The sequence below is a fragment of the Paraburkholderia sp. GW821-FHT02A12 genome (assembly GCF_059422005.1).
This window is the reverse complement of record NZ_JBWKWA010000002.1, coordinates 2349943-2367776: the sequence shown is the minus strand read 5'-3', so window position 1 is coordinate 2367776 and position 17834 is coordinate 2349943. Positions and strand designations below refer to the sequence as shown.

At 63.9% G+C, this 17834-nt stretch carries 15 protein-coding genes; 11 read left to right on the top strand and 4 right to left on the bottom strand.

Translation table 11 applies throughout. The annotated features are described in order from the left end of the window. Positions 1-38: 38 nt before the first annotated feature. From mmsB to AC07WT_RS32020, 3 genes are read left to right on the top strand one after another with little or no spacing between them, the layout of a single operon-like run. Entirely contained in the window at positions 39-944 is a 906-nt protein-coding gene (gene mmsB, locus AC07WT_RS32030) for a 3-hydroxyisobutyrate dehydrogenase (protein ID WP_494950068.1), read from the top strand. Then, positions 941-1750: an enoyl-CoA hydratase gene (locus AC07WT_RS32025; RefSeq protein ID WP_494950067.1), complete on the top strand. Its 810-nt coding sequence runs from the start codon at positions 941-943 to the stop codon at positions 1748-1750. The genes mmsB and AC07WT_RS32025 overlap by 4 nt, the downstream gene beginning before the upstream one ends. Beyond that, positions 1747-2883 (top strand): enoyl-CoA hydratase/isomerase family protein, encoded by a 1137-nt coding sequence (locus AC07WT_RS32020; protein WP_494950066.1) that lies wholly within the window; start codon positions 1747-1749, stop codon positions 2881-2883. The genes AC07WT_RS32025 and AC07WT_RS32020 overlap by 4 nt, the downstream gene beginning before the upstream one ends. Positions 2884-2954: 71 nt before the next feature. Here AC07WT_RS32020 and AC07WT_RS32015 read toward each other — a convergent pair whose 3' ends face one another. Continuing rightward, positions 2955-3869 (bottom strand): glutaminase, encoded by a 915-nt coding sequence (locus AC07WT_RS32015; protein WP_494950065.1) that lies wholly within the window; start codon positions 3867-3869, stop codon positions 2955-2957. Positions 3870-4025: 156 nt separating this feature from the next. Here AC07WT_RS32015 and AC07WT_RS32010 point away from each other — a divergent pair, with 156 nt between their 5' ends. Next, a complete protein-coding gene (locus AC07WT_RS32010) occupies positions 4026-4778 on the top strand; it encodes an AraC family transcriptional regulator (RefSeq protein WP_494950064.1) in 753 nt (250 codons plus the stop codon). Positions 4779-4887: 109 nt separating this feature from the next. Here the strand turns inward: AC07WT_RS32010 and AC07WT_RS32005 are convergent, their stop codons facing one another. Beyond that, positions 4888-6465: a DHA2 family efflux MFS transporter permease subunit gene (locus AC07WT_RS32005; protein WP_494950063.1), complete on the bottom strand. Its 1578-nt coding sequence runs from the start codon at positions 6463-6465 to the stop codon at positions 4888-4890. Between the two features lie 414 nt (positions 6466-6879). On the opposite strand from AC07WT_RS32005, the gene AC07WT_RS32000 reads away from it, so the two are divergent. The 3 genes from AC07WT_RS32000 (at position 6880) to AC07WT_RS31990 (ending at position 9842) form a co-directional block, all read left to right on the top strand. Further along, positions 6880-7533: an alpha/beta hydrolase gene (locus tag AC07WT_RS32000; RefSeq protein WP_492590083.1), complete on the top strand. Its 654-nt coding sequence runs from the start codon at positions 6880-6882 to the stop codon at positions 7531-7533. Between the two features lie 196 nt (positions 7534-7729). After that, positions 7730-8782, top strand: coding sequence for a rod shape-determining protein (locus AC07WT_RS31995; protein ID WP_492590084.1), 1053 nt, complete (start codon positions 7730-7732; stop codon positions 8780-8782). A gap of 265 nt (positions 8783-9047) precedes the next feature. Further along, positions 9048-9842, top strand: coding sequence for an alpha/beta fold hydrolase (locus AC07WT_RS31990; protein ID WP_492590135.1), 795 nt, complete (start codon positions 9048-9050; stop codon positions 9840-9842). A gap of 39 nt (positions 9843-9881) precedes the next feature. Here the strand turns inward: AC07WT_RS31990 and AC07WT_RS31985 are convergent, their stop codons facing one another. Next, a complete protein-coding gene (locus AC07WT_RS31985) occupies positions 9882-10283 on the bottom strand; it encodes a hypothetical protein (RefSeq protein WP_492590086.1) in 402 nt (133 codons plus the stop codon). A 426-nt stretch (positions 10284-10709) separates the two neighbouring features. On the opposite strand from AC07WT_RS31985, the gene gltA reads away from it, so the two are divergent. Further along, the gene (gene gltA, locus AC07WT_RS31980) at positions 10710-12008 is read left to right on the top strand and encodes a citrate synthase (protein ID WP_494950062.1); all 1299 of its coding nucleotides are present in this window, start codon (positions 10710-10712) and stop codon (positions 12006-12008) included. 665 nt (positions 12009-12673) lie between these two features. Here the strand turns inward: gltA and AC07WT_RS31975 are convergent. Further along, entirely contained in the window at positions 12674-13150 is a 477-nt protein-coding gene (locus AC07WT_RS31975) for a hypothetical protein (RefSeq protein WP_494950061.1), read from the bottom strand. Positions 13151-13308: 158 nt separating this feature from the next. Between AC07WT_RS31975 and AC07WT_RS31970 the strand changes: the two genes are divergently transcribed. The 3 genes from AC07WT_RS31970 to AC07WT_RS31960 all read left to right on the top strand — a co-directional run bounded on the left by AC07WT_RS31970 (position 13309) and on the right by AC07WT_RS31960 (position 17827). Beyond that, on the top strand, positions 13309-15588 hold the full coding sequence (locus tag AC07WT_RS31970) for an amylo-alpha-1,6-glucosidase (protein WP_494950060.1): 2280 nt from the start codon (positions 13309-13311) through the stop codon (positions 15586-15588). A 156-nt stretch (positions 15589-15744) separates the two neighbouring features. Continuing rightward, positions 15745-16599, top strand: coding sequence for a MurR/RpiR family transcriptional regulator (locus AC07WT_RS31965; RefSeq protein ID WP_494950059.1), 855 nt, complete (start codon positions 15745-15747; stop codon positions 16597-16599). Between the two features lie 169 nt (positions 16600-16768). Then, a complete protein-coding gene (locus AC07WT_RS31960; RefSeq protein WP_494950058.1) occupies positions 16769-17827 on the top strand; it encodes a C45 family autoproteolytic acyltransferase/hydrolase in 1059 nt (352 codons plus the stop codon). The last annotated feature ends 7 nt before the right edge of the window (positions 17828-17834 follow it).

The window sequence follows — 17834 nt, the reverse complement described above, 5'->3', positions numbered from 1 at the left end:
CTAAAGCGCCAACTCCCATCGACACAGGAGACGACACCATGAAAATAGGCTTTATCGGACTCGGCAACATGGGCGCACCGATGGCGCATAACCTGCTCAAGGCGGGCCACGCGGTCAACGTATTCGACCTCGACGCGCAAGCTGTGCAGGCTCTGGTCGAAGCGGGCGCGAAGGCGGCGGGTTCGCCGAAAGCGGCGGCGAGCGACGTCGAATGCGTGATCACAATGCTGCCCGCGGCCGCCCATGTGCGCAGCGTGCTGACGGCGGACGACGGCGTATTCGCCGGCCTCGCCAAAGGCGTGACGATCATCGATTCGAGCACGATCGACCCGGCGAGCGTCAAGGCCTTCGCCGAACTGGCCGCGCAACACGGCAACACCTTTGTCGATGCGCCCGTGTCGGGCGGCACCGGCGGCGCGGCGGCGGGCACGCTGACCTTCATGGTCGGCGGCAGCGCGAGCGCGTATGAGCAGGTCAAGCCGGTGCTCTCGGCGATGGGCAAGAACATCGTGCATTGCGGCGATACCGGAACCGGCCAGGTCGCGAAGATCTGCAACAACCTCGTGCTCGGCATCACGATGGCGGGCGTGGCCGAGGCGATGTCGCTGGGTGAAGCGCTCGGCATCGACGCGAAGGTGCTCGGCGGCATCATCAATACCTCGACCGGGCGCTGCTGGAGTTCGGACACGTATAACCCGATGCCCGGCGTGATCGAAACCGCGCCGTCGACGCGCGGCTACACCGGCGGCTTCGGTACCGACCTGATGCTCAAGGACCTGGGCCTCGCCACCGACGCCGCGAAATTCGCGCGTCAGCCGGTGTATCTCGGCGCGCTGGCGCAACAGCTCTATCAGACGATGAGCAGCAAAGGCGCGGGACGGCTGGACTTTTCGGCGGTGATCAAGCTTTACCGTAACGACGGCAAGGACGGAGACGCGCAATGATCGAACTCGACTACGCGCACGACGGCGCCGTCGCGCTGCTGACGCTCAAGCGGCCGCCGGCCAATGCATTCACGCCGGACGGTCTGCTGCTGTTGCAACGAACCGTCGAGCGCCTGAACGGCGAGGCGCGTGTGCGGGCGGTCGTGATTACCGGCGACGGCCCCAGGTTCTTCAGCGCGGGCGCCGACCTGAACACGTTCGCCGACGGCAATCGCGAAGTCGCGCGCACGGCGGCGATGCGTTTCGGCAGCGCGTTCGAAGCCTTGCAGAATGCGCGGCCGGTGGTGATCGCGGCGATCAACGGCTATGCGATGGGCGGCGGTCTCGAATGCGCGCTGGCGTGCGACATCCGCATTGCCGAACAGCATGCGCTGCTCGCCTTGCCCGAAACGGCGGTTGGCTTGCTGCCATGCGGCTGCGGCACGCAGACGCTGCCGTGGCTGGTCGGCGAGGGCTGGGCCAAGCGCATGATTCTGACCGGCGAGCGTGTCGATGCGGCGACTGCCTTGCGCATCGGTCTGGTCGAAGAAGTGGTGGACAAGGGTGCATCGCGCGAGGCCGCACTGACGATGGCGGCGCGCGTCGCGACGCTGAGCCCGCAGGCGGTCGGCTTCAGCAAGACGCTGATTCATCAGGCGCGCAACGGCGTGCCGCGCTCGGCGGCGCTGGCGGTGGAGCGCGAGCGTTTTGTCGATCTGTTCGACGGCGCGGATCAGCGCGAAGGCGTCAACGCGTTTCTCGAGAAGCGCGCACCGCAATGGCAGGTTGCGCAGGCTGAACACATGGAGCGGGAGACGCATCGATGAGCGCGGTACAGAGCCTGGCAGCGCAGGCGAGTGTGGAGGCGGAGCGGGAGATTCTGTTTCGCGTCGTCAACCGCGTGGCGATCATCACGCTGAACCGGCCGGCTGCGCTCAATGCGTTGTCGCATGCGATGGTGCGCGAGCTTGCCGTGCTGGTCGAACATTGCCGCGCTGATGACGGCATTGTCGCGCTCGTGCTGAAGGGGGCGGGCGCCAAGGGCTTTTGCGCCGGTGGCGACGTGCGCGAGGTGTACCGGCTGGCGAAGGCCGGCGACAGCCGGTGGCTGGCATTTTTCGTCGATGAATACCGGCTCGATTACGCGCTGCATACCTTTCCGAAGCCGGTGGTCGCTTTGCTCGACGGCATTACGATGGGCGGCGGCATGGGGCTTGGCCAGGCGGCGCGGCTGCGGATCGTGACAGAGCGCAGCCGGATTGCGATGCCGGAGACGCGCATTGGTTTTTTGCCCGATGTCGGCGCGACGCGGTTTTTGAGCGCGATGCCGGCGGAGGCCGAGTTGTATGTCGGCCTGACGGGCGTGACGCTCTCCGGGGCTGATGCATTGCGGCTGCAACTGGCTGATTTATGCGTGCCGGCCGAGTGGCTCGCTACGTTCGAGGAGCGCTTGCAGCGCATGTCGCATGCGGGGGATTCGCTGGCTGCGTTGCGAGGCGTGTTCGAGCCGCCGTGCAACATTATTCCGCATGCTGCGTTGGGGCCTTTTACGCAGTTGATTTTGCGGCATTTCGATCGGCGCTCGAGTGTCGAGCGGATGGTCGTGACGTTGCGGCATGATCTGGAGCGCGAGCCGCCGCGAGAGGTGCGGCAGTGGCTACAGGCCACTTATGACGCGATGGTAGGGCATTCGCCCACGATGTTGTGTGTGACGCGTGAGGCTTTATTGCGTGGGCGGCAGATGACGCTGGCCGAGTGCTTCCGGATGGAACTGGGCATTGTCAGGCGGGTGATCGAGGAAGGGGATTTCTGTGAGGGCGTCAGGGCACAGTTGATCGATAAGGACCGGCGCGCAAGGTGGGCGCCGGCTTCGCTGGCGGAAGTCCGCGCGGAAAGAGTCCGGTGGTTTTTGGCTTCGCCGTGGCGAAAGGAGGGGCATCCTCTGGTTTCCATGGCGTGATGTTTTTGCCTTTGGCGGCGGTGTTAGCGGGCAACGAGATCCGCCCGCAACGCCGCGCGCTCGGCGCAGACTCAGAAAATCGACTGCCCCGTATACGTGGTCAGCCATTCGAGCGCCAGCACGCCTGCCAGCGAATTGCCATTGCTGTCGAGCCCAGGCGACCACACGCACACGGCCATCTCGCCGGGCAGCACGGCGACGATCCCGCCGCCCACGCCGCTTTTCGCCGGCAAGCCGACCCGATAGACGAAATCGCCCGCCGCATCGTAGGTGCCGCAGGTCAGCATCAGTGCGGACAGGCGCTTGGCGGAACTGGTGTCGAGAATCCGCTCGCCGGTGGCGGGCACGACGCCGTGGTTGGCCAGAAACAGCGCCGCTTTCGCCAGTTCGACGCAACTCATCGAAATCGCGCACTGCCGGCAATAAGCGTCGACCACCACTTGCGGCGGCATCTCCATGTTGCCGAAGCTCGCCATGAAGTGCGCCATCGCCTGGTTGCGGTGGGCGTGCTGCCATTCAGACTGGGCGACGCGCAAATCGTAGTCGATGCTCGTTTCGCCGGTCAGGCGCCGCATGAATTCGACCAGCGCCGTCTCGGCCTGCACGAAGCGGCGGCACAGCACGTCGGTGACCACCAGCGCGCCCGCATTGATGAACGGATTGCGCGGCTTGCCCTGTTCGGCTTCGAGCTGGACCAGCGAGTTGAAGGCGGTGCCGGACGGCTCGCGCCCGACGCGCTGCCACAACGCGTCGCCGAGCAGCCGGAACGCCATGGTGCAGGCGAACAGCTTGGAGATGCTCTGGATGGAAAAGCGCGTGTCGGCGGCGCCGGTGCGAAACACTTCGCCCGAGGTCGTGACGATAGCCATGCCGAAGCTGTCGGCGGGGACTTTTGCCAGTTCTGGAATGTAGTCGGCGACCTTGCCGGTGCCCAGATAAGGCTGGAGATCGCGATGAATCTGTTCGAGGATGGATGAGTAGTTCATTGGGCTCGGACCGTTGAAGCCGCGATTTTACTGGCAACCTGGAGCGAATTGTTCGTGCGGCGCCGAGCGGACGGGCGCGAACGTCCGAACATCGTTTCGCGGCGGCTATGCTAATCTTTCTGCGTTTCCAACGACAACCGGGCAAAACGGACATTCATGATGGGAGCCTTCGATCCGGACCTCATCGAGCGTTCGGTATTCGTGGTCGAGGAGCGGTACGACGCGCTGGATGAGCCGTGGCACGCGTACCGTCGCGCGCGTCTGATTCACGCGAGCGAAGGCGTGCTGACCGTGCGCACCGAAATCTCACGATGCGTTGTGCCGCCGGGCCACGCGGTCTGGATGCTGCCGGACGTGTTGCATCGCCTGTCCGCGGCCGAACCGGTGCGGCTTTATTCGCTATATGCCGAAGCGGGCGCCGCGCCGCTGCCCGAGCAGGGCGGCGCGGTCGTGCTCGACCGGCTGGTGGCGGCCTTGCTGATCGCGGCGGCGGATTTGCCGAAGGACCAGCCGCCCGATGCCCCGTCCGCGCGCCTCGTGCAGGTGTTGCTGGACCGGCTGCCGGGTCTGCCTGCCGCGCCGCTGGCGGTGAACTGGCCACGCGATCCGCGCGCCCAGCGGATCGCCGACGCGCTGAGCGCGAACCCGGCGGAGCAGGCGGTGCTCGAGGACCTGGCGGCCGCCGCCGGCGTCACCGCTCGCACCGCGGCGCGCCTGTTCGTCAAGGAGACCGGGCAGACCTTCGGCCAGTGGCGCCAGCAATTGCGGCTGCTCGTTGCGCTGGAGCGCCTGGGCGCCGGCGCCAGCGTCACGCAGGTGGCGCTCGAAGTGGGTTACAACGATGTGTCGTCGTTTATCGCGGTGTTCCGCGACGCGTTCGGCGACACGCCGGCGCGCTATTTCCGCTGACGTCGGAGCGCAAACGCGCCGACTCACGAACTCGAAGCGTCACCCAGCGCGTCACCCGTGTATATCGCCCCAGCGTGTCACCCCTGCGCATCGCCCCTGTCCGCCGCCATTAGTGCGCGCCCGCCGCGCCCGAACCGCCGCCGCCTTTGGCCGGCCGCGTAATCCAGATCAGCGGAATGATCAGAATGAAGATGATCGCCGACACATAAAAGATGTCGTTCAGGCCCATCATCGCGGCCTGCGTGTTCACGGTGAAGTCGAACAGCGCATGCGCGGATTGCGTATTCAGATGCAGCAGCGACTGGGTCGAATCGATCTGCTGGCTGAACAGCGGGTTGTCGACGGTGGCGCGCTCGGTGAGCCGCTCGTGATGCAGCACCGTGCGGTTGTTCCACGCGTTGCCGGCGACCGAGGTGCCCACCGCGCCGCAAAACACCCGCACGAAATTCGACAGGCCCGCCGCGGCCGGAATCCTGTTCGGCGGCTGGCCGGACAGAATGATCGAGGTCAGCGGCACGAAGAACAGCGCCATCGGAATGCCTTGCAGCAGCGTGGGTATCACGAGGTGCCAGGTGTCGATTTCGATCACGTACTTCGAGCGCATATAGAACACGATCGCGAAGCCGATAAAGGCGAGGGTGGCGATGATGCGCGCGTCCGAGCGCGGCAGCACGCGGCCCATCACCGGCGCGAGCAGCACGGCGAAGACGCCGAGCGGCGCGGTGACCAGACCCGCATCCACCGAACGGTAGTTCAGATACTCCTGCATCCATTGCGGCAGCAGCACCAGGTTGCCGAAGAACACGCCATACGCGACCGAAATCGCAATCGTGCCGCCGAGAAAATTGCGCTGCGTGAAGAGCCGCAAATCGACGATCGGATTCTCTTCGGTCAGCTCCCACACGAGGAAAAACGCGAAGCTGATGAGCGCCGTGATGCCCAGGATCACGATCACCGGCGACGAGAACCAGTCGAGGTCCTTGCCCTTGTCGAGCATGATCTGCAACGAGGCGACCCAGGCAACCAGCAAGCCGAGGCCGACCACGTCGATCGGCGGTTTTCGGGTGGCGGACTCGCGGTTGCGGTAGATCATCCACGTGACGCCGGCCGCGAAAATGCCGACCGGGATGTTGATGTAGAAGATCCACGACCAGCTGTAACTATCCGTGATCCAGCCGCCGAGCGCGGGGCCGGCAATCGGGCCGACGGTCGCCGTCATGGCCCATAAGGCGAGCGCGGTCGACGCTTTCTCCTTCGGGTACGAGCCGAGCAGAATGGCCTGCGACAGCGGAATCAGCGGACCCGCCACGGCGCCCTGAAAGACCCGCGCGATCAGCAGGATCGGCAGCGTCGGCGCGATTCCGCACAGCCACGAAGCCAGCACGAACATCAGAATCGCGCTGACGAACAGCTTCACCTGGCCGAAGCGCTGCGTGAGCCAGCCGGTCAGCGGAATCGACACCGCGTTGGCGGCGGCGAACACCGTGATGACCCATGTGCCTTCGTCGACCGAAACGCCGAGGTTGCCCGAAATGGTCGGGATCGCGACGTTCGCAATCGATGTGTCGAGCACGTTCATGAAGGTGGCGAGCGCGACGGCGATGGTCGCCAGAACCAGTTGGCCGCCTTGTAATGGCGGCGGTGGTGCCGGCGGTGCGGCGGCTCGCGCGGAAGTGGGCTGGCTCAAACCATTCTCCGGACAGAATATCGGCGGATGTTCCATGCACCGCTCGCGCGCGGCGCTGGGCAGTCAGTCAAGCAAGTGGGCAGCTAAGGATGTTGCGGGACCACGGTGCGCGGCCGGCGCGGCGCAAGCTGTTCGAGCCGGGGCCGGCTGTTGCGTCTGTTGCGCGCCACCCGGAAGTGCGCCTGGAAACGTGATCAAAGCTTGGGTGAACGCTCGCAAAAGCATACCTGTATTCACGTTTTGACGTAGCCGGCGCGTGCAGGCTCGCGGGCGAAAAGTAATCCGGCAGCGTATCCTCGCGGCTGGGGCGACACACCGCAGCACGCCTTGCCGGGCGTGCGGAAATACGCCGCCGCGCGCCTCGCCGCGCGTGCGGAAACACGAACCGGAAGCATCGGGAGAAAGGAAACGGATATGGGCTGGGAGCAATTCGAACACGGCTGGCGCCGCGCGCCGGCCAATGCGCCTGCGAAGGCACTGGTGGTGCTGCTGCACGGCGTCGGCAGCAATGCCCGCGATCTGATGCCGCTCGCGGACATCTGGAGCGAGCCCTTGCCGGACGTCGCGTTTGTGTCGCTCGACGGCAGCGAGGAATTCGACGGCGGTTTTGGCGGGCGTCAGTGGTTCAGCCTTCGCGAAGTCGACGAGGGTAACCGCGGGGCGCGTGTCGCCGCCGCTTATCCGGCGCTGCGGCGCATGCTCGAAGCCGAGTTGGCGCACTGGCAGCTTCCTTTCGACCGGCTTGCGCTGGTGGGCTTCTCGCAAGGCTCGATCATGTCGATGCATCACGTGGCGACCAGCGCGGAAGGCGCAGCCGCCGTCGTCGCGTATTCGGGCCGGCTCGGCTCGGCGATCGTCGCGCGCAACGGCACGCCGCTCACGCTGGTGCACGGCGAAGCAGACGGAGTGATCCCGGTGCGCGAACTGGAATATGCCGCTAATGCTTTCAGCAATGCCGGCTATAGCGTCGACGCCTACGTGTTGCCCGGCATTGGTCACACCATTAGTGCCGACGGCGTCGAGCTCGGCCGCGAGGCGCTGGTGCGCGCGCTGGGCAGCTTGTCGTAAGACTGACACGACCCTGATTGAAAAATCGGTCTAAAGAATTTGATCTGCTTGCCGTTAACTGGTCATTAGCATGAGAATCACCCGCGCCGCGCGGACCGCGCAACGCCCGTCAGGACGTGCCGAACGGCTCGGGCGACCGGGGCGCATTTTCCAGACTGCCCGGCAAGGGCGGATAACGACACAGCAGAGCCTTCCTATGGCCAGACCGACGCCGCATTACCCGCTTTTCGATCGCCTGTTCCGCCATTCAGTGGCGGTCGACCTCGGCACGGCCAATACCCTTATCTATACCGACGCCGGCGGCATCGTGCTGAATCAGCCGTCGGTCGTCTGTTTCGAGAAACAGCCCGCCGCCGGGCAAAAACGCATCGCGGCAGTGGGCACCGAAGCGCGCCAATTGCTCGGCCGCGCGCCGCGCAATCTCGAAGCCGTGCGGCCGATGCGGCACGGCGTCATCGCCAATTTCTCGGCCGCCGAGCACATGATCCGGCAATTCGTCGACATGGCGCGCCCGCGGCCGCTGTTCAGCCGCCGCGCAGCTTTCACGCTGTGCGTGCCGGCGGGGGCGACCCACGTCGAGCGTCGCGCGATCAAGGAAGCGGCGGTGGCGGCCGGCGCGTGGAGGGTGAGTCTGATCGGCGAATCGCTGGCGTCGGCGGTCGGCGCGGGCCTGCCGGTGTCGGAGGCGACCGGGTCGATGGTGGTCGATATCGGCGGCGGCACCACCGAAGTCGGGGTGATCGCGCTGGGCGGCACGGCGTATAGCGGCTCGATTCGCGTGGGCGGCGACAGCTTCGACATGGCGATCGTCAGTTATGTGCGCAATCTGTATGGCGTGCTGCTCGGCGAGCAAACCGCCGAGCACGTGAAGAAAAGCATTGGTACGGCCGTCCGCGACGTGCCGATAAAGCACATGAACGCCACTGGGCGCAGCGTCGACGACGGCCTGCCGCGCACGGTTCAACTGAGCAACCACGATATCGCCGACGCGATCGACGGCCCGCTGTGTCAGGTGATCGGCGCGGTGAAGCGCGCGCTCGAAACGGCGCCGGCCGAACTGGTGACCGATATCGCGCATAGCGGCATCGTGCTGACCGGCGGCGGCGCGCTGCTCGGCAACCTGAGCCGGCGGCTGACCAACGAACTGGGGCTCGACGTCCGCGTCGCCGACGAACCGCTGACTTGTGCGGTGCGCGGCGCGGCCGCTGCCGCCGCCGCCGGTTTGCTGGACGAACGCGCTTATGAGTGACGCGCGAGTGACGCGCGGGTGACGCGGCGAATTCATCGCCGGTCCTTGTGGCGTAAGCTCCGGCGCACATTTCGCGCCTATGTGACAATACGCGACGCGTCCCACTTGCAGGGACGCAAGCTCGCTTTCTTTTTTCTTTCCCCGATCTTTTCGAGCCGGCGCCGTCGCATTCAGACGTTGCCGTGCTGTCCGTGAATCCACACCTGTGAATCAACCTGTTTCCGCTTCGTCCCCGTCCTTTATCGAACTGCAAAGCGGTTTGCGCATGCCTTATGTCGAAGACGGCGAGGGCGAACTGCTGCTGTTCGTGCACGGCTCGCTGTGCGACTACCGCTATTGGCAACCGCAACTCGCCGGCCTTTCGAAGCATTACCGCTGCGTCGCGGTGAGTCTCACGCACTACTGGCCGGTGACCGATACCGATACCGAGCCCGGGCTGCCGTTCAGCTGGAGCCAGCATGCGGATGAAGTGGCCGAGTTCATCGACCGTTTCGGTGCCGGTCAGGCGCACGTGGTCGGTCATTCTCGCGGCGGTTGCGTCGCCTATCATTTCGCGCGACGCCATCAGGAATGGGTGCGCACCTTGACGCTGGCCGATCCGGGCGGCCCGTTGCAGATTGCCGGGCGGCCGCCCGCGCGTTTGCCGGAGACGGTCAACGCGTTGCGCGCCAAAGCCGCGCAACTGATCGAGGCGGGCGAGGTGGACGCCGGCTTGCAGCTGTTCGTCGATTCGGTGAGCCGGCCCGGTTTCTGGGCGATGAGCACGCCGGGCTTTCGCAGAATGGCGACTGACAACGCGCACACGCTCGCGCGCCAGTTCCGCGACCCGCTGCCCGCGTACGTGCCCGAGGAGGCCGCCGGGATACGCTGCCCGGTGCTGCTGATCGACGGCGAAAAGAGCCCGGACATGTTCCGCCGTACGGCAACCGCCCTGCAAACGTGGTTGCCGGATGCGCGCCGCGAAACGGTGCGCGGCGCGTCGCACGGAATGAATCTCGCGCATCCGGCCGCGTTCAACCGCTATGTCGACGAATTCATTCGCGCCATGAGCGTGCGATGAGCTCGAGCGGGGCGGCGCCTGGCTCAGCACATATGAAGCTCAAGCCTTGCGATGCGCGTCGGTATCGAGCGCGCGTTCCGCGGCTTCGCCGACGAGGCCGTGGTAATACAGATGTGCGCCGATCGCGAGCGAGTCGTTGCGAATCTCGTGGAATGCTTTCCACGCCTTAACGGGGTCTTTGAACAGCAGGTAATGCGCTTCCTGCGCGATCAGGTCCGCGACTTCATGCAGACCGTGACCGTGCAATACGTTCACCAATGCATCGAGACTGTGATGGGTGCGTGCGTCGGTACGCGGGTAGAGCATATGCAGCACCGCGACGTTTTGCGTCTTCAGCGCCGACGACAAGGCAACGACGATGTCCTGATGATTCAGTGCGGAGACGATGCTGTCCTCGTTGTGGACATGATCCGGAAACAGTGTTTCGAGAGAGGCGTTCATCTGGTCCTTCCTGTTGTTCTGGCTGATTAAAAAGGCCCGCCGTAGGACGGCGGGCCAAAGACAGCGATGTGCTTGCAGGGGAGGCAAAACACAGCTTCAGTATCGCAGAGCCGCCGCGCCTGTGCTGCCCGATTGCCGCAAAACATTGTTGCGCGAGGTGTACCAGCTTTCATTTGGCGGGCATTGGGGGTTGGCACGGCAGAGCACGGTAGTGCATTTCCGCGCGGCATCCTCAGGGGGCTTTGCGGGTCACGTCAGGCAACGAATGTTGCGTCAGTCGAGATGGATTGTTGCCGTCAATCGCCGCAATCAATGCTTGATCGGACCGTAGAATGCGAAGCGGAGCCTGAGCATGCCTAAGCACGCAAGCGCGATGATCGAGCATGCCGGCGTGTGTGCGATGTGAAAGTAAAAGGAAACGTGTAGATGAACTCGAAGACACACGCAACGCTGAGCTTTTCCGACAGCGGCCAGACGATCGATTTGCCGATTTATCAGGGCACGCTTGGGCCGGATGTGATCGACATCCGCAAACTGTATGGGCAGACGGGCAAGTTCACGTACGACCCGGGTTTCATGTCGACGGCGGCCTGCAATTCCGAAATTACGTATATCGACGGCGACAAAGGTGAGCTGCTGTATCGCGGCTACCCGATCGACAATCTCGCGCAAAACGCCGACTTCCTCGAAACCTGTTATCTGCTGCTGAAGGGCGAACTGCCGACTGTTCAGGAGAAGGAAGCGTTCGTGAAGACCGTCACGCAGCACACGATGGTGCACGAGCAGATGCATTTCTTTTTTCGCGGCTTCCGCCGCGACGCGCACCCGATGGCGATTCTGGTGGCGGCGGTGGGTGCGTTGTCGGCGTTCTATCACGACTCGCTGGACATCAATGATCCGCAGCACCGCGAAGTATCGGCGATCCGCATGATCGCCAAGCTGCCGACGCTGGTGGCGATGGCATACAAGTACACCGTGGGCCAGCCGTTCGTGTATCCGAAGAACGACTTGTCGTGCAGCGCGAATTTCATGCGGATGATGTTCGCCAATCCTGCGGAGGAGTACAAGGTCAACGACGTGCTGGTGCGTGCGCTCGATCGCATTCTGATTCTGCATGCGGACCACGAGCAGAATGCTTCGACTTCGACGGTTCGCCTGGCCGGGTCGTCTGGCGCGAATCCGTTTGCCTGTATTGCTGCGGGGATTGCTTGCCTGTGGGGTCCGGCGCATGGCGGCGCGAATGAAGCGGCGCTGAATATGCTGGAGGAGATTGGTTCGGTCGACCACATTCCCGAGTTCATTGCGAAGGTGAAGGACAAGAACTCCGGCGTGAAGCTGATGGGTTTTGGCCACCGTGTGTATAAGAACTACGATCCGCGTGCGAAGTTGATGCGCGAGACGTGTCACGAAGTGCTGGAAGAGTTGGGGCTGCATGACGACCCGCTGTTCAAGCTCGCGATGGCGCTCGAGAAGATCGCGCTGGAGGACGACTACTTCGTGTCGCGCAAGCTTTATCCGAATGTCGATTTTTATTCGGGGATTGTGCAGAGGGCTTTGGGGATTCCTACCGCGATGTTTACCTGTATCTTTGCGATGGCTCGCACCGTCGGCTGGATTGCGCAGTGGAACGAAATGATTGCCGATCCTGAGCAGAAGATTGGCCGCCCGCGGCAGTTGTTTGTTGGTCAGGGTCCACGCGAGGCTAAGCCGGTCGCTAAACGGTGATTTTTTGCCTGCGGGGCGCTTGTTGTTTGTGTGCCTACGGCGTTGGTCTTGGCTTTTTTTGCCTGTGCGGCGCTTTCTGGTTGTGTTTTTTCCTACGGCAGCGCCTTTCCCTGTTCTGACTTCTTTGGCCTTTCCTTGATTTCTTTGTGGTCTATTAGCTTTCCCCCTGTGCGGGGGAGCACCTACTTTTCTTTGTCCCCCAAGGGGACTTCCTTCGGGGCGCCGGCCGCAAAGAAAAGTAGGCAAAAGAAAGCGGCTTCACACCGCAGGTACTAAGCGGGCACCTCTATGATCAACGGGGAGTGGAGGCCACCTGATCTGTGCCAGTGCACCTTCACGCCCTGGTGACAAGGCCGTCATCCACCCCTTCTCGCGCTGCGCGCTCGCCGGCAAGGTACTTCATCCAACCACCCACTACGTTTGGCGCCTGCGCTTTGCGCAGGGCGTAGCTCGCCATTTCACGCGTGCGCGCGCCATTACGCCTGAGTTCTGCTTAGTAATCCACATCTGCATCTCGCCGAGGCGAAGCCGATGGCTGTCGCCAGGCAAAACCGAAGCGGGAGGTGTGAGATGGACCTTGCCGGCGAGCGCGCAGCGCGAGAAGGGGTGGATGACTGCCTGGTCACTAGCACTCATGGACCACGGTGTGGTCCGGCAGGTTTCCACTACCGGTGGTTGACCGAGGTGCCCACTTCAGAATTAGCGGTGTAAAGCCGCTTTCTTTTGCCTACTTTTCTTTGCGGCCGGCAAAGAAAAGTAGGTGCTCCCCCGCACAGGGGGAAAGCTAATAGACCACAAAGAAAACAAGGAAAGGCCAAAGAAGTCAGAACAAGGAAAGGCCAACGCCGTAGGCAAACAGACATAAGAAGCGCCGCGTAGGCAAAAATCAAGAAAGGACCACCGCCGCAGGCACACAGAACAATGCCGCCGCCAAAGGCAAAAACGCCAAGGCCAACGCCGTAGGCAAACAGACAATAAGCGCCGCGCGGGCAAAAAATCAGGAACAGACCACCGCCGCAGGCACACAGCACAATGCCGCCGCGAAAGGCAAAAACGCCAAGACCAACGCCGTAGGCAAACAGACAACAAGCGCCGCGCAGGCAAAAAATCAGGAACAGACCACCGCCGCAGGCACACAGCACAATGCCGCCGCGAAAGGCAAAAAAAGCAAAACCCCTGCATCTCCCGTACCACGAAAAAACTGAAACTCCAATGTGTTAAGTTCGTCTGACGCCCGCAGACCCTCTACAATCGGAAGCGATAGCAGAACCCGAAAGCGAACATCACAGGAGCGACCCTGATGCAGCAGCCAGAAGCCCTCGGCGGCCTATCCCACTCGGGCGGCATCGACCACCACGATCTCGAGCCGGACGGCGTATTCATCCCGACGGAAAACCTGAACGTTGCGAGCGCCACCCAGCACGTGCTGAAGTCGGGCGACACCTTCATCGTCAACGACCCCCTCGGCGATATCACCGGCCACGACGACGGTCTCTTCGTCAACGACACCCGCGTCCTCTCGCAACTGCGCCTCACCTTCGGCGGCCGCGCGCCGTCACTGTTGTCGGGCAACGTCAGCAGCGACAATACCTCGTTCACCGCGCATCTCACCAATCGTCCCTTGCCGCCGCTCGGCGGCGATAGCACCCCCGAAGGCGTGATCCACGTCGAGCGCGTGCGTGTGCTGTCCGGCACCGTTCTCAACGAAGCCATCGAACTCACCAACTACGGCACGAGCGACGCCATCGTGCCGCTGTCGATCTCCTTCGTCAGCGACTTCCGCGACATGTTCGAAGTGCGCGGCCTCAAGCGCAATAAACAGGGCCGCGTCGAACCGGCTCGCGTCGAAAACCGCGAGGTGCTGCTCGGCTACATCGGCCTCGACGGCGTGGCGCGCAATGTGCAGATCGCCTTCGCGCCGCAGCCGGACAAGCTGTTCGCCGACCGCGCCGACTACACCGTCAAGCTGCCGGCGCAAGCGTGCGTGTCGATTTATCTGTCGGTCGCGGTGGAGGTTGTCGCGCAGGCGGACCGGCCCGACATGGGAGTCTCGAAGCCGACGCATCCAGTGAGCGAAGCCCATCTTTCGCAAATCGACGCGGAACGCCCGCGCGTCGGCCGCGCCGCGGTGCGCGCCGCGCTGGTCGACGCCCACCTCGTGATGCGCGAACGGCGCCGCGCCACCGCGCGCGTCCGTTCGAGCAATCCGCTGTTCAATGCGTGGATCGACCGCTCGCTCGCCGACCTCGGTCTGCTGACCACCGATCTCGCCACTGGCCCGTATCCGTATGCCGGCATTCCGTGGTTTTCGACGCCGTTCGGCCGTGACGCGGTCATCACGTCGTTGCAAACGCTGTGGCTGCAACCGCAATTGGCGGCCGGTGTGCTGCGTTTTCTCGCCGAGCACCAGGCGCGCGAGAATTCGCCGTTTCGCGACGCCGCGCCCGGCAAGATCATGCACGAGATGCGCAAGGGCGAAATGGCCGCTACCGGCGAGGTGCCGTTCGCGCTGTACTACGGCGGCGTCGACAGCACGCCGCTCTTTATCGTGCTGGCCGGCGCCTACGCGGCGCGCACGGGCGACCTCGCGCTGATCGACGAATTGTGGCCGGCGCTCGAGCGCGCGGCGCAGTGGGTCGCGGGCGTCTGCGACAAGAACCGTTACGGTTTGCTCGACTATCAGCGCGAGTCGGATGGCGGGCTCGCGAATCAGGGCTGGAAGGACAGCCACGATTCGGTATTCCATGCCGACGGCCATTTTCCCGACGGTCCGATTGCATTGGTCGAAGTGCAGGCGTATGCAAGCGCGGCGTTCGACACGATGGCCCACTTCGCCGAGCTGCGCGGCCTTTCCGAGCCGGCGGCGCGCTATAAGCAACGGGCGAAGAAAATCCGTCAGTGCGTCGAAGAAAAGTACTGGATGGAAGAGTCCGGCTTCTACGGCATTGCGCTCGACGGGCACGGCGAACTGTGCCGCGTGATGGCGTCGAATGCCGGGCATCTGCTGGCCTTCGGTCTGCCCGCGCGTGCGCGCGGCGAGGCCGTGGTGCGCGCACTCGATTCGGCGCTGTTCCACACCGGTTGGGGCGTGCGCACGCTGGCCGCGAGCCAGTCGCGCTTCAACCCGATGGCCTATCACAACGGCTCGGTCTGGCCGCATGACAACGCGCTCTGCGCGCGCGGCTTGTCGCGCTACGGCGGCAAGGCGTCGGCCGTGAAGCTGTTGCAGGCGTTGTTCCAGGCGGCGGTCAATTTCGACATGCGCCTGCCCGAGCTGTTCTGCGGTTTCCCGCGGCGGCGCGGCGAGCCGCCCACCGCCTATCCGGTCGCCTGCCTGCCGCAGGCGTGGGCTGCGGGGTCGCCCTTCATGATGCTCGAAGCCTGTCTCGGCATCACGATCGATGCGGTCAAACGCGAGGTGCTGATCGAACAGCCGATGCTCCCCGAAGGCATCGACTGGCTCGAAGTCGGCGATTTGCGGGTGGGCGATGCGTCTGTGTCGATCACGTTCCGGCGCATCGGCGACAAGGTCGTCGCGTCGGCCGAGCAGGGCGACGTGCGGGTGGTCGCGCTGCTTTAATCAGGCGCTTAACCTGGCACTTGAGCGGGCGCTTGAGCACGCGCTTGAGCAGGCGCTAAGCAGGCGTGAAAAGCACGCGGGAAGTGCTGTTGGATGCGACGCACCGGGTGGTAACATTTGTTGTCATCCCTATCGACCGTTCGCCCGGTACCTCGCATGCCAGACAGTTTCGACCAGCTCGCCGCCCTGATCCGGGCGCGCTTCTCCGAACTGAGTCCGCAGTTCCAGATGGGCGCAGGTTTCCTGCTCGATCATCCTGACGAAGTCGCGGTCTCGTCGATGCGCAAAGTGGCCGAGCGGGCGCAGGTGCAACCCGCGTCGCTGGTGCGCCTGTCGCAGCAACTCGGTTTTCCCGGCTGGAACGAATTGCGCAACCTGTTCGTCGCGCGCGTGCGGACTCGGCCCGAGCCGCTCACCAGCCGCGCGCGCTCGCTGGTCAAATCGAAAGACGCGCTGGCGAACGATCTGCTCGTTGCGCAACAACACAACCTCGAGGTCACCGCCGCACACAACGGTCGCGCGATCGTCGACGCGGCGCGCCTGATGCGCCGCGCGCCGCATGTGCATGTGGCGGGTTTTCGCTCCTGTTATGCGGTGGCTTTCGGTCTCGTCTACGGCTATCGGCTGTTTCGCTCATCGGTGTCGCTGCTCAACGGCGAGGCCGGTACGCTGGAGATGCAGTTGCGCACGATCGAGCGCGACAGCGCCACCGTCGTCATCAGTTTCGCGCCGTATTCGGTGGAAGCGGCGCGCGTCGCCGAAGCCGCGCTGGAAAAGGGCAGCAAGCTGATTGCGATGACCGACAGCGCGGTCTCGCCGATCGCGCTGAACGCCGACAAGGTGCTGATCTTTTCGCACGAGAGTCCGTCGTTCTTTCCCTCGCTGGTAGCCGCCACGGCGATCTCGGAGGCACTGGTCGCACATCTGCTCGCACTCGAAGGAGCGGGTGCGGTCGAGCAACTCGGCATCGCCGAGCAGTCGCTGCATGCGAAAGGCGCGTATGTGCCTTGACGTTGCGTTGCGTTGACGTTGCGTTGATTCCCCGCATTTGACTCAGACAGATTTCCGCCGCGAAGCAAGCCTGCTCCATTTGTATCGCAGTCGCTCTATTTGACAACAAATGTTGTTTGGAAGTATAAATACGTACCGATTGTTGAATGGGTGCGAGGCGGTGGCGTCGATGCGGGAGTTGAATCTTTTCCAGGTGGCCGGTGAGCCGTATGGCATCGGCTACCGGCTGGGCGAACTTGCCCGGCCGGTGTTCGCCGAATACATGGAGCAAAGCAGCGCGTGGCAGGCGGTTCGTCGCTGGCGCGGCGATCCGTTCGTGCAGAAGCTGCGGCAGGCAGCCGGGGCGCATTTTCCAGCGCTGCTGGCCGAACTCGAAGGCATGGCGGCGGGGCTCGGCTGCTCCGCGGATGACATCTTTCTGTGGAACTGCCGCGGCGAGCTGATTCACAACGCGCCGGACGGTTGCACCACCTTGGCGGCTGCTGCCGGCGGCACGCGTTTCATCGCACACAATGAAGACGGCGATCCCTATCTGCGCGAGCGCTGTTGTCTGGTTCAGGTGCAACCGGCCGGCAAGCCGGGTTTCGTGAGCTTCTACTACCCAGGATCTTTGCCGGGCCATACCTTCGCGGCGAATCGCGCCGGTCTGGTGCAGGCGATCAACAATCTGCGCATTCGCATGCCCGCCGCCGGTGTGCCGCGGATGATTCTCGCGCGTGCGGTGCTCGACGCCACGTCACTCGACGAAGCGCTACAAACATTGCGCAGTGTGCCGGCTGCAAGCGGCTTTCATCACACGCTCGGCTGCGCAGGCGATGCGCGCCTCGTGAGTGTCGAAGCAACCGTGCAGCGCTGTTCCGTGCAAACCGTGGCGAACCTCGCCGGCCATGCGAACCACCTGATTCATCCGGGCTGCGACGCCGAAGCGCAAATCGTCACCGATTCCTCGCGCGACCGTCAGGCGCGCGTCGAGCACTTGCTGCCGGCGCTCGCCAGTCCGTTGAACGCCGCCGCCTTGCTCGGCGTATTGCACGATCGTGCGCCTTCAGGCTTGCCGATCTACCGCGACGATCCACTCGACCCCGACGACGAAAACACGCTCGCTACCGCGCTCTTCGAGATCGGCGACACTGGTGTGGCGATGCAGGTCTTCCGCCAGGGCCGTCTCGCATTCGACACCTTCATCGCACGAACTGCGCCTTCGCAGGCCGGAACCCTGACCGGCTAACAAGGAA

What these genes read in the sequence shown, in the direction of transcription:
- mmsB (WP_494950068.1), top strand. Translation starts at nt 39, where the DNA reads ATGAAAATAGGCTTTATCGGACTCGGCAACATGGGCGCACCGATGGCG.
- AC07WT_RS32025 (WP_494950067.1), top strand. Translation starts at nt 941, where the DNA reads ATGATCGAACTCGACTACGCGCACGACGGCGCCGTCGCGCTGCTGACG.
- AC07WT_RS32020 (WP_494950066.1), top strand. Translation starts at nt 1,747, where the DNA reads ATGAGCGCGGTACAGAGCCTGGCAGCGCAGGCGAGTGTGGAGGCGGAG.
- AC07WT_RS32015 (WP_494950065.1), bottom strand. Translation starts at nt 3,869, where the DNA reads ATGAACTACTCATCCATCCTCGAACAGATTCATCGCGATCTCCAGCCT.
- AC07WT_RS32010 (WP_494950064.1), top strand. Translation starts at nt 4,026, where the DNA reads ATGATGGGAGCCTTCGATCCGGACCTCATCGAGCGTTCGGTATTCGTG.
- AC07WT_RS32000 (WP_492590083.1), top strand. Translation starts at nt 6,880, where the DNA reads ATGGGCTGGGAGCAATTCGAACACGGCTGGCGCCGCGCGCCGGCCAAT.
- AC07WT_RS31995 (WP_492590084.1), top strand. Translation starts at nt 7,730, where the DNA reads ATGGCCAGACCGACGCCGCATTACCCGCTTTTCGATCGCCTGTTCCGC.
- AC07WT_RS31990 (WP_492590135.1), top strand. Translation starts at nt 9,048, where the DNA reads ATGCCTTATGTCGAAGACGGCGAGGGCGAACTGCTGCTGTTCGTGCAC.
- AC07WT_RS31985 (WP_492590086.1), bottom strand. Translation starts at nt 10,283, where the DNA reads ATGAACGCCTCTCTCGAAACACTGTTTCCGGATCATGTCCACAACGAG.
- gltA (WP_494950062.1), top strand. Translation starts at nt 10,710, where the DNA reads ATGAACTCGAAGACACACGCAACGCTGAGCTTTTCCGACAGCGGCCAG.
- AC07WT_RS31970 (WP_494950060.1), top strand. Translation starts at nt 13,309, where the DNA reads ATGCAGCAGCCAGAAGCCCTCGGCGGCCTATCCCACTCGGGCGGCATC.
- AC07WT_RS31965 (WP_494950059.1), top strand. Translation starts at nt 15,745, where the DNA reads ATGCCAGACAGTTTCGACCAGCTCGCCGCCCTGATCCGGGCGCGCTTC.
- AC07WT_RS31960 (WP_494950058.1), top strand. Translation starts at nt 16,769, where the DNA reads ATGCGGGAGTTGAATCTTTTCCAGGTGGCCGGTGAGCCGTATGGCATC.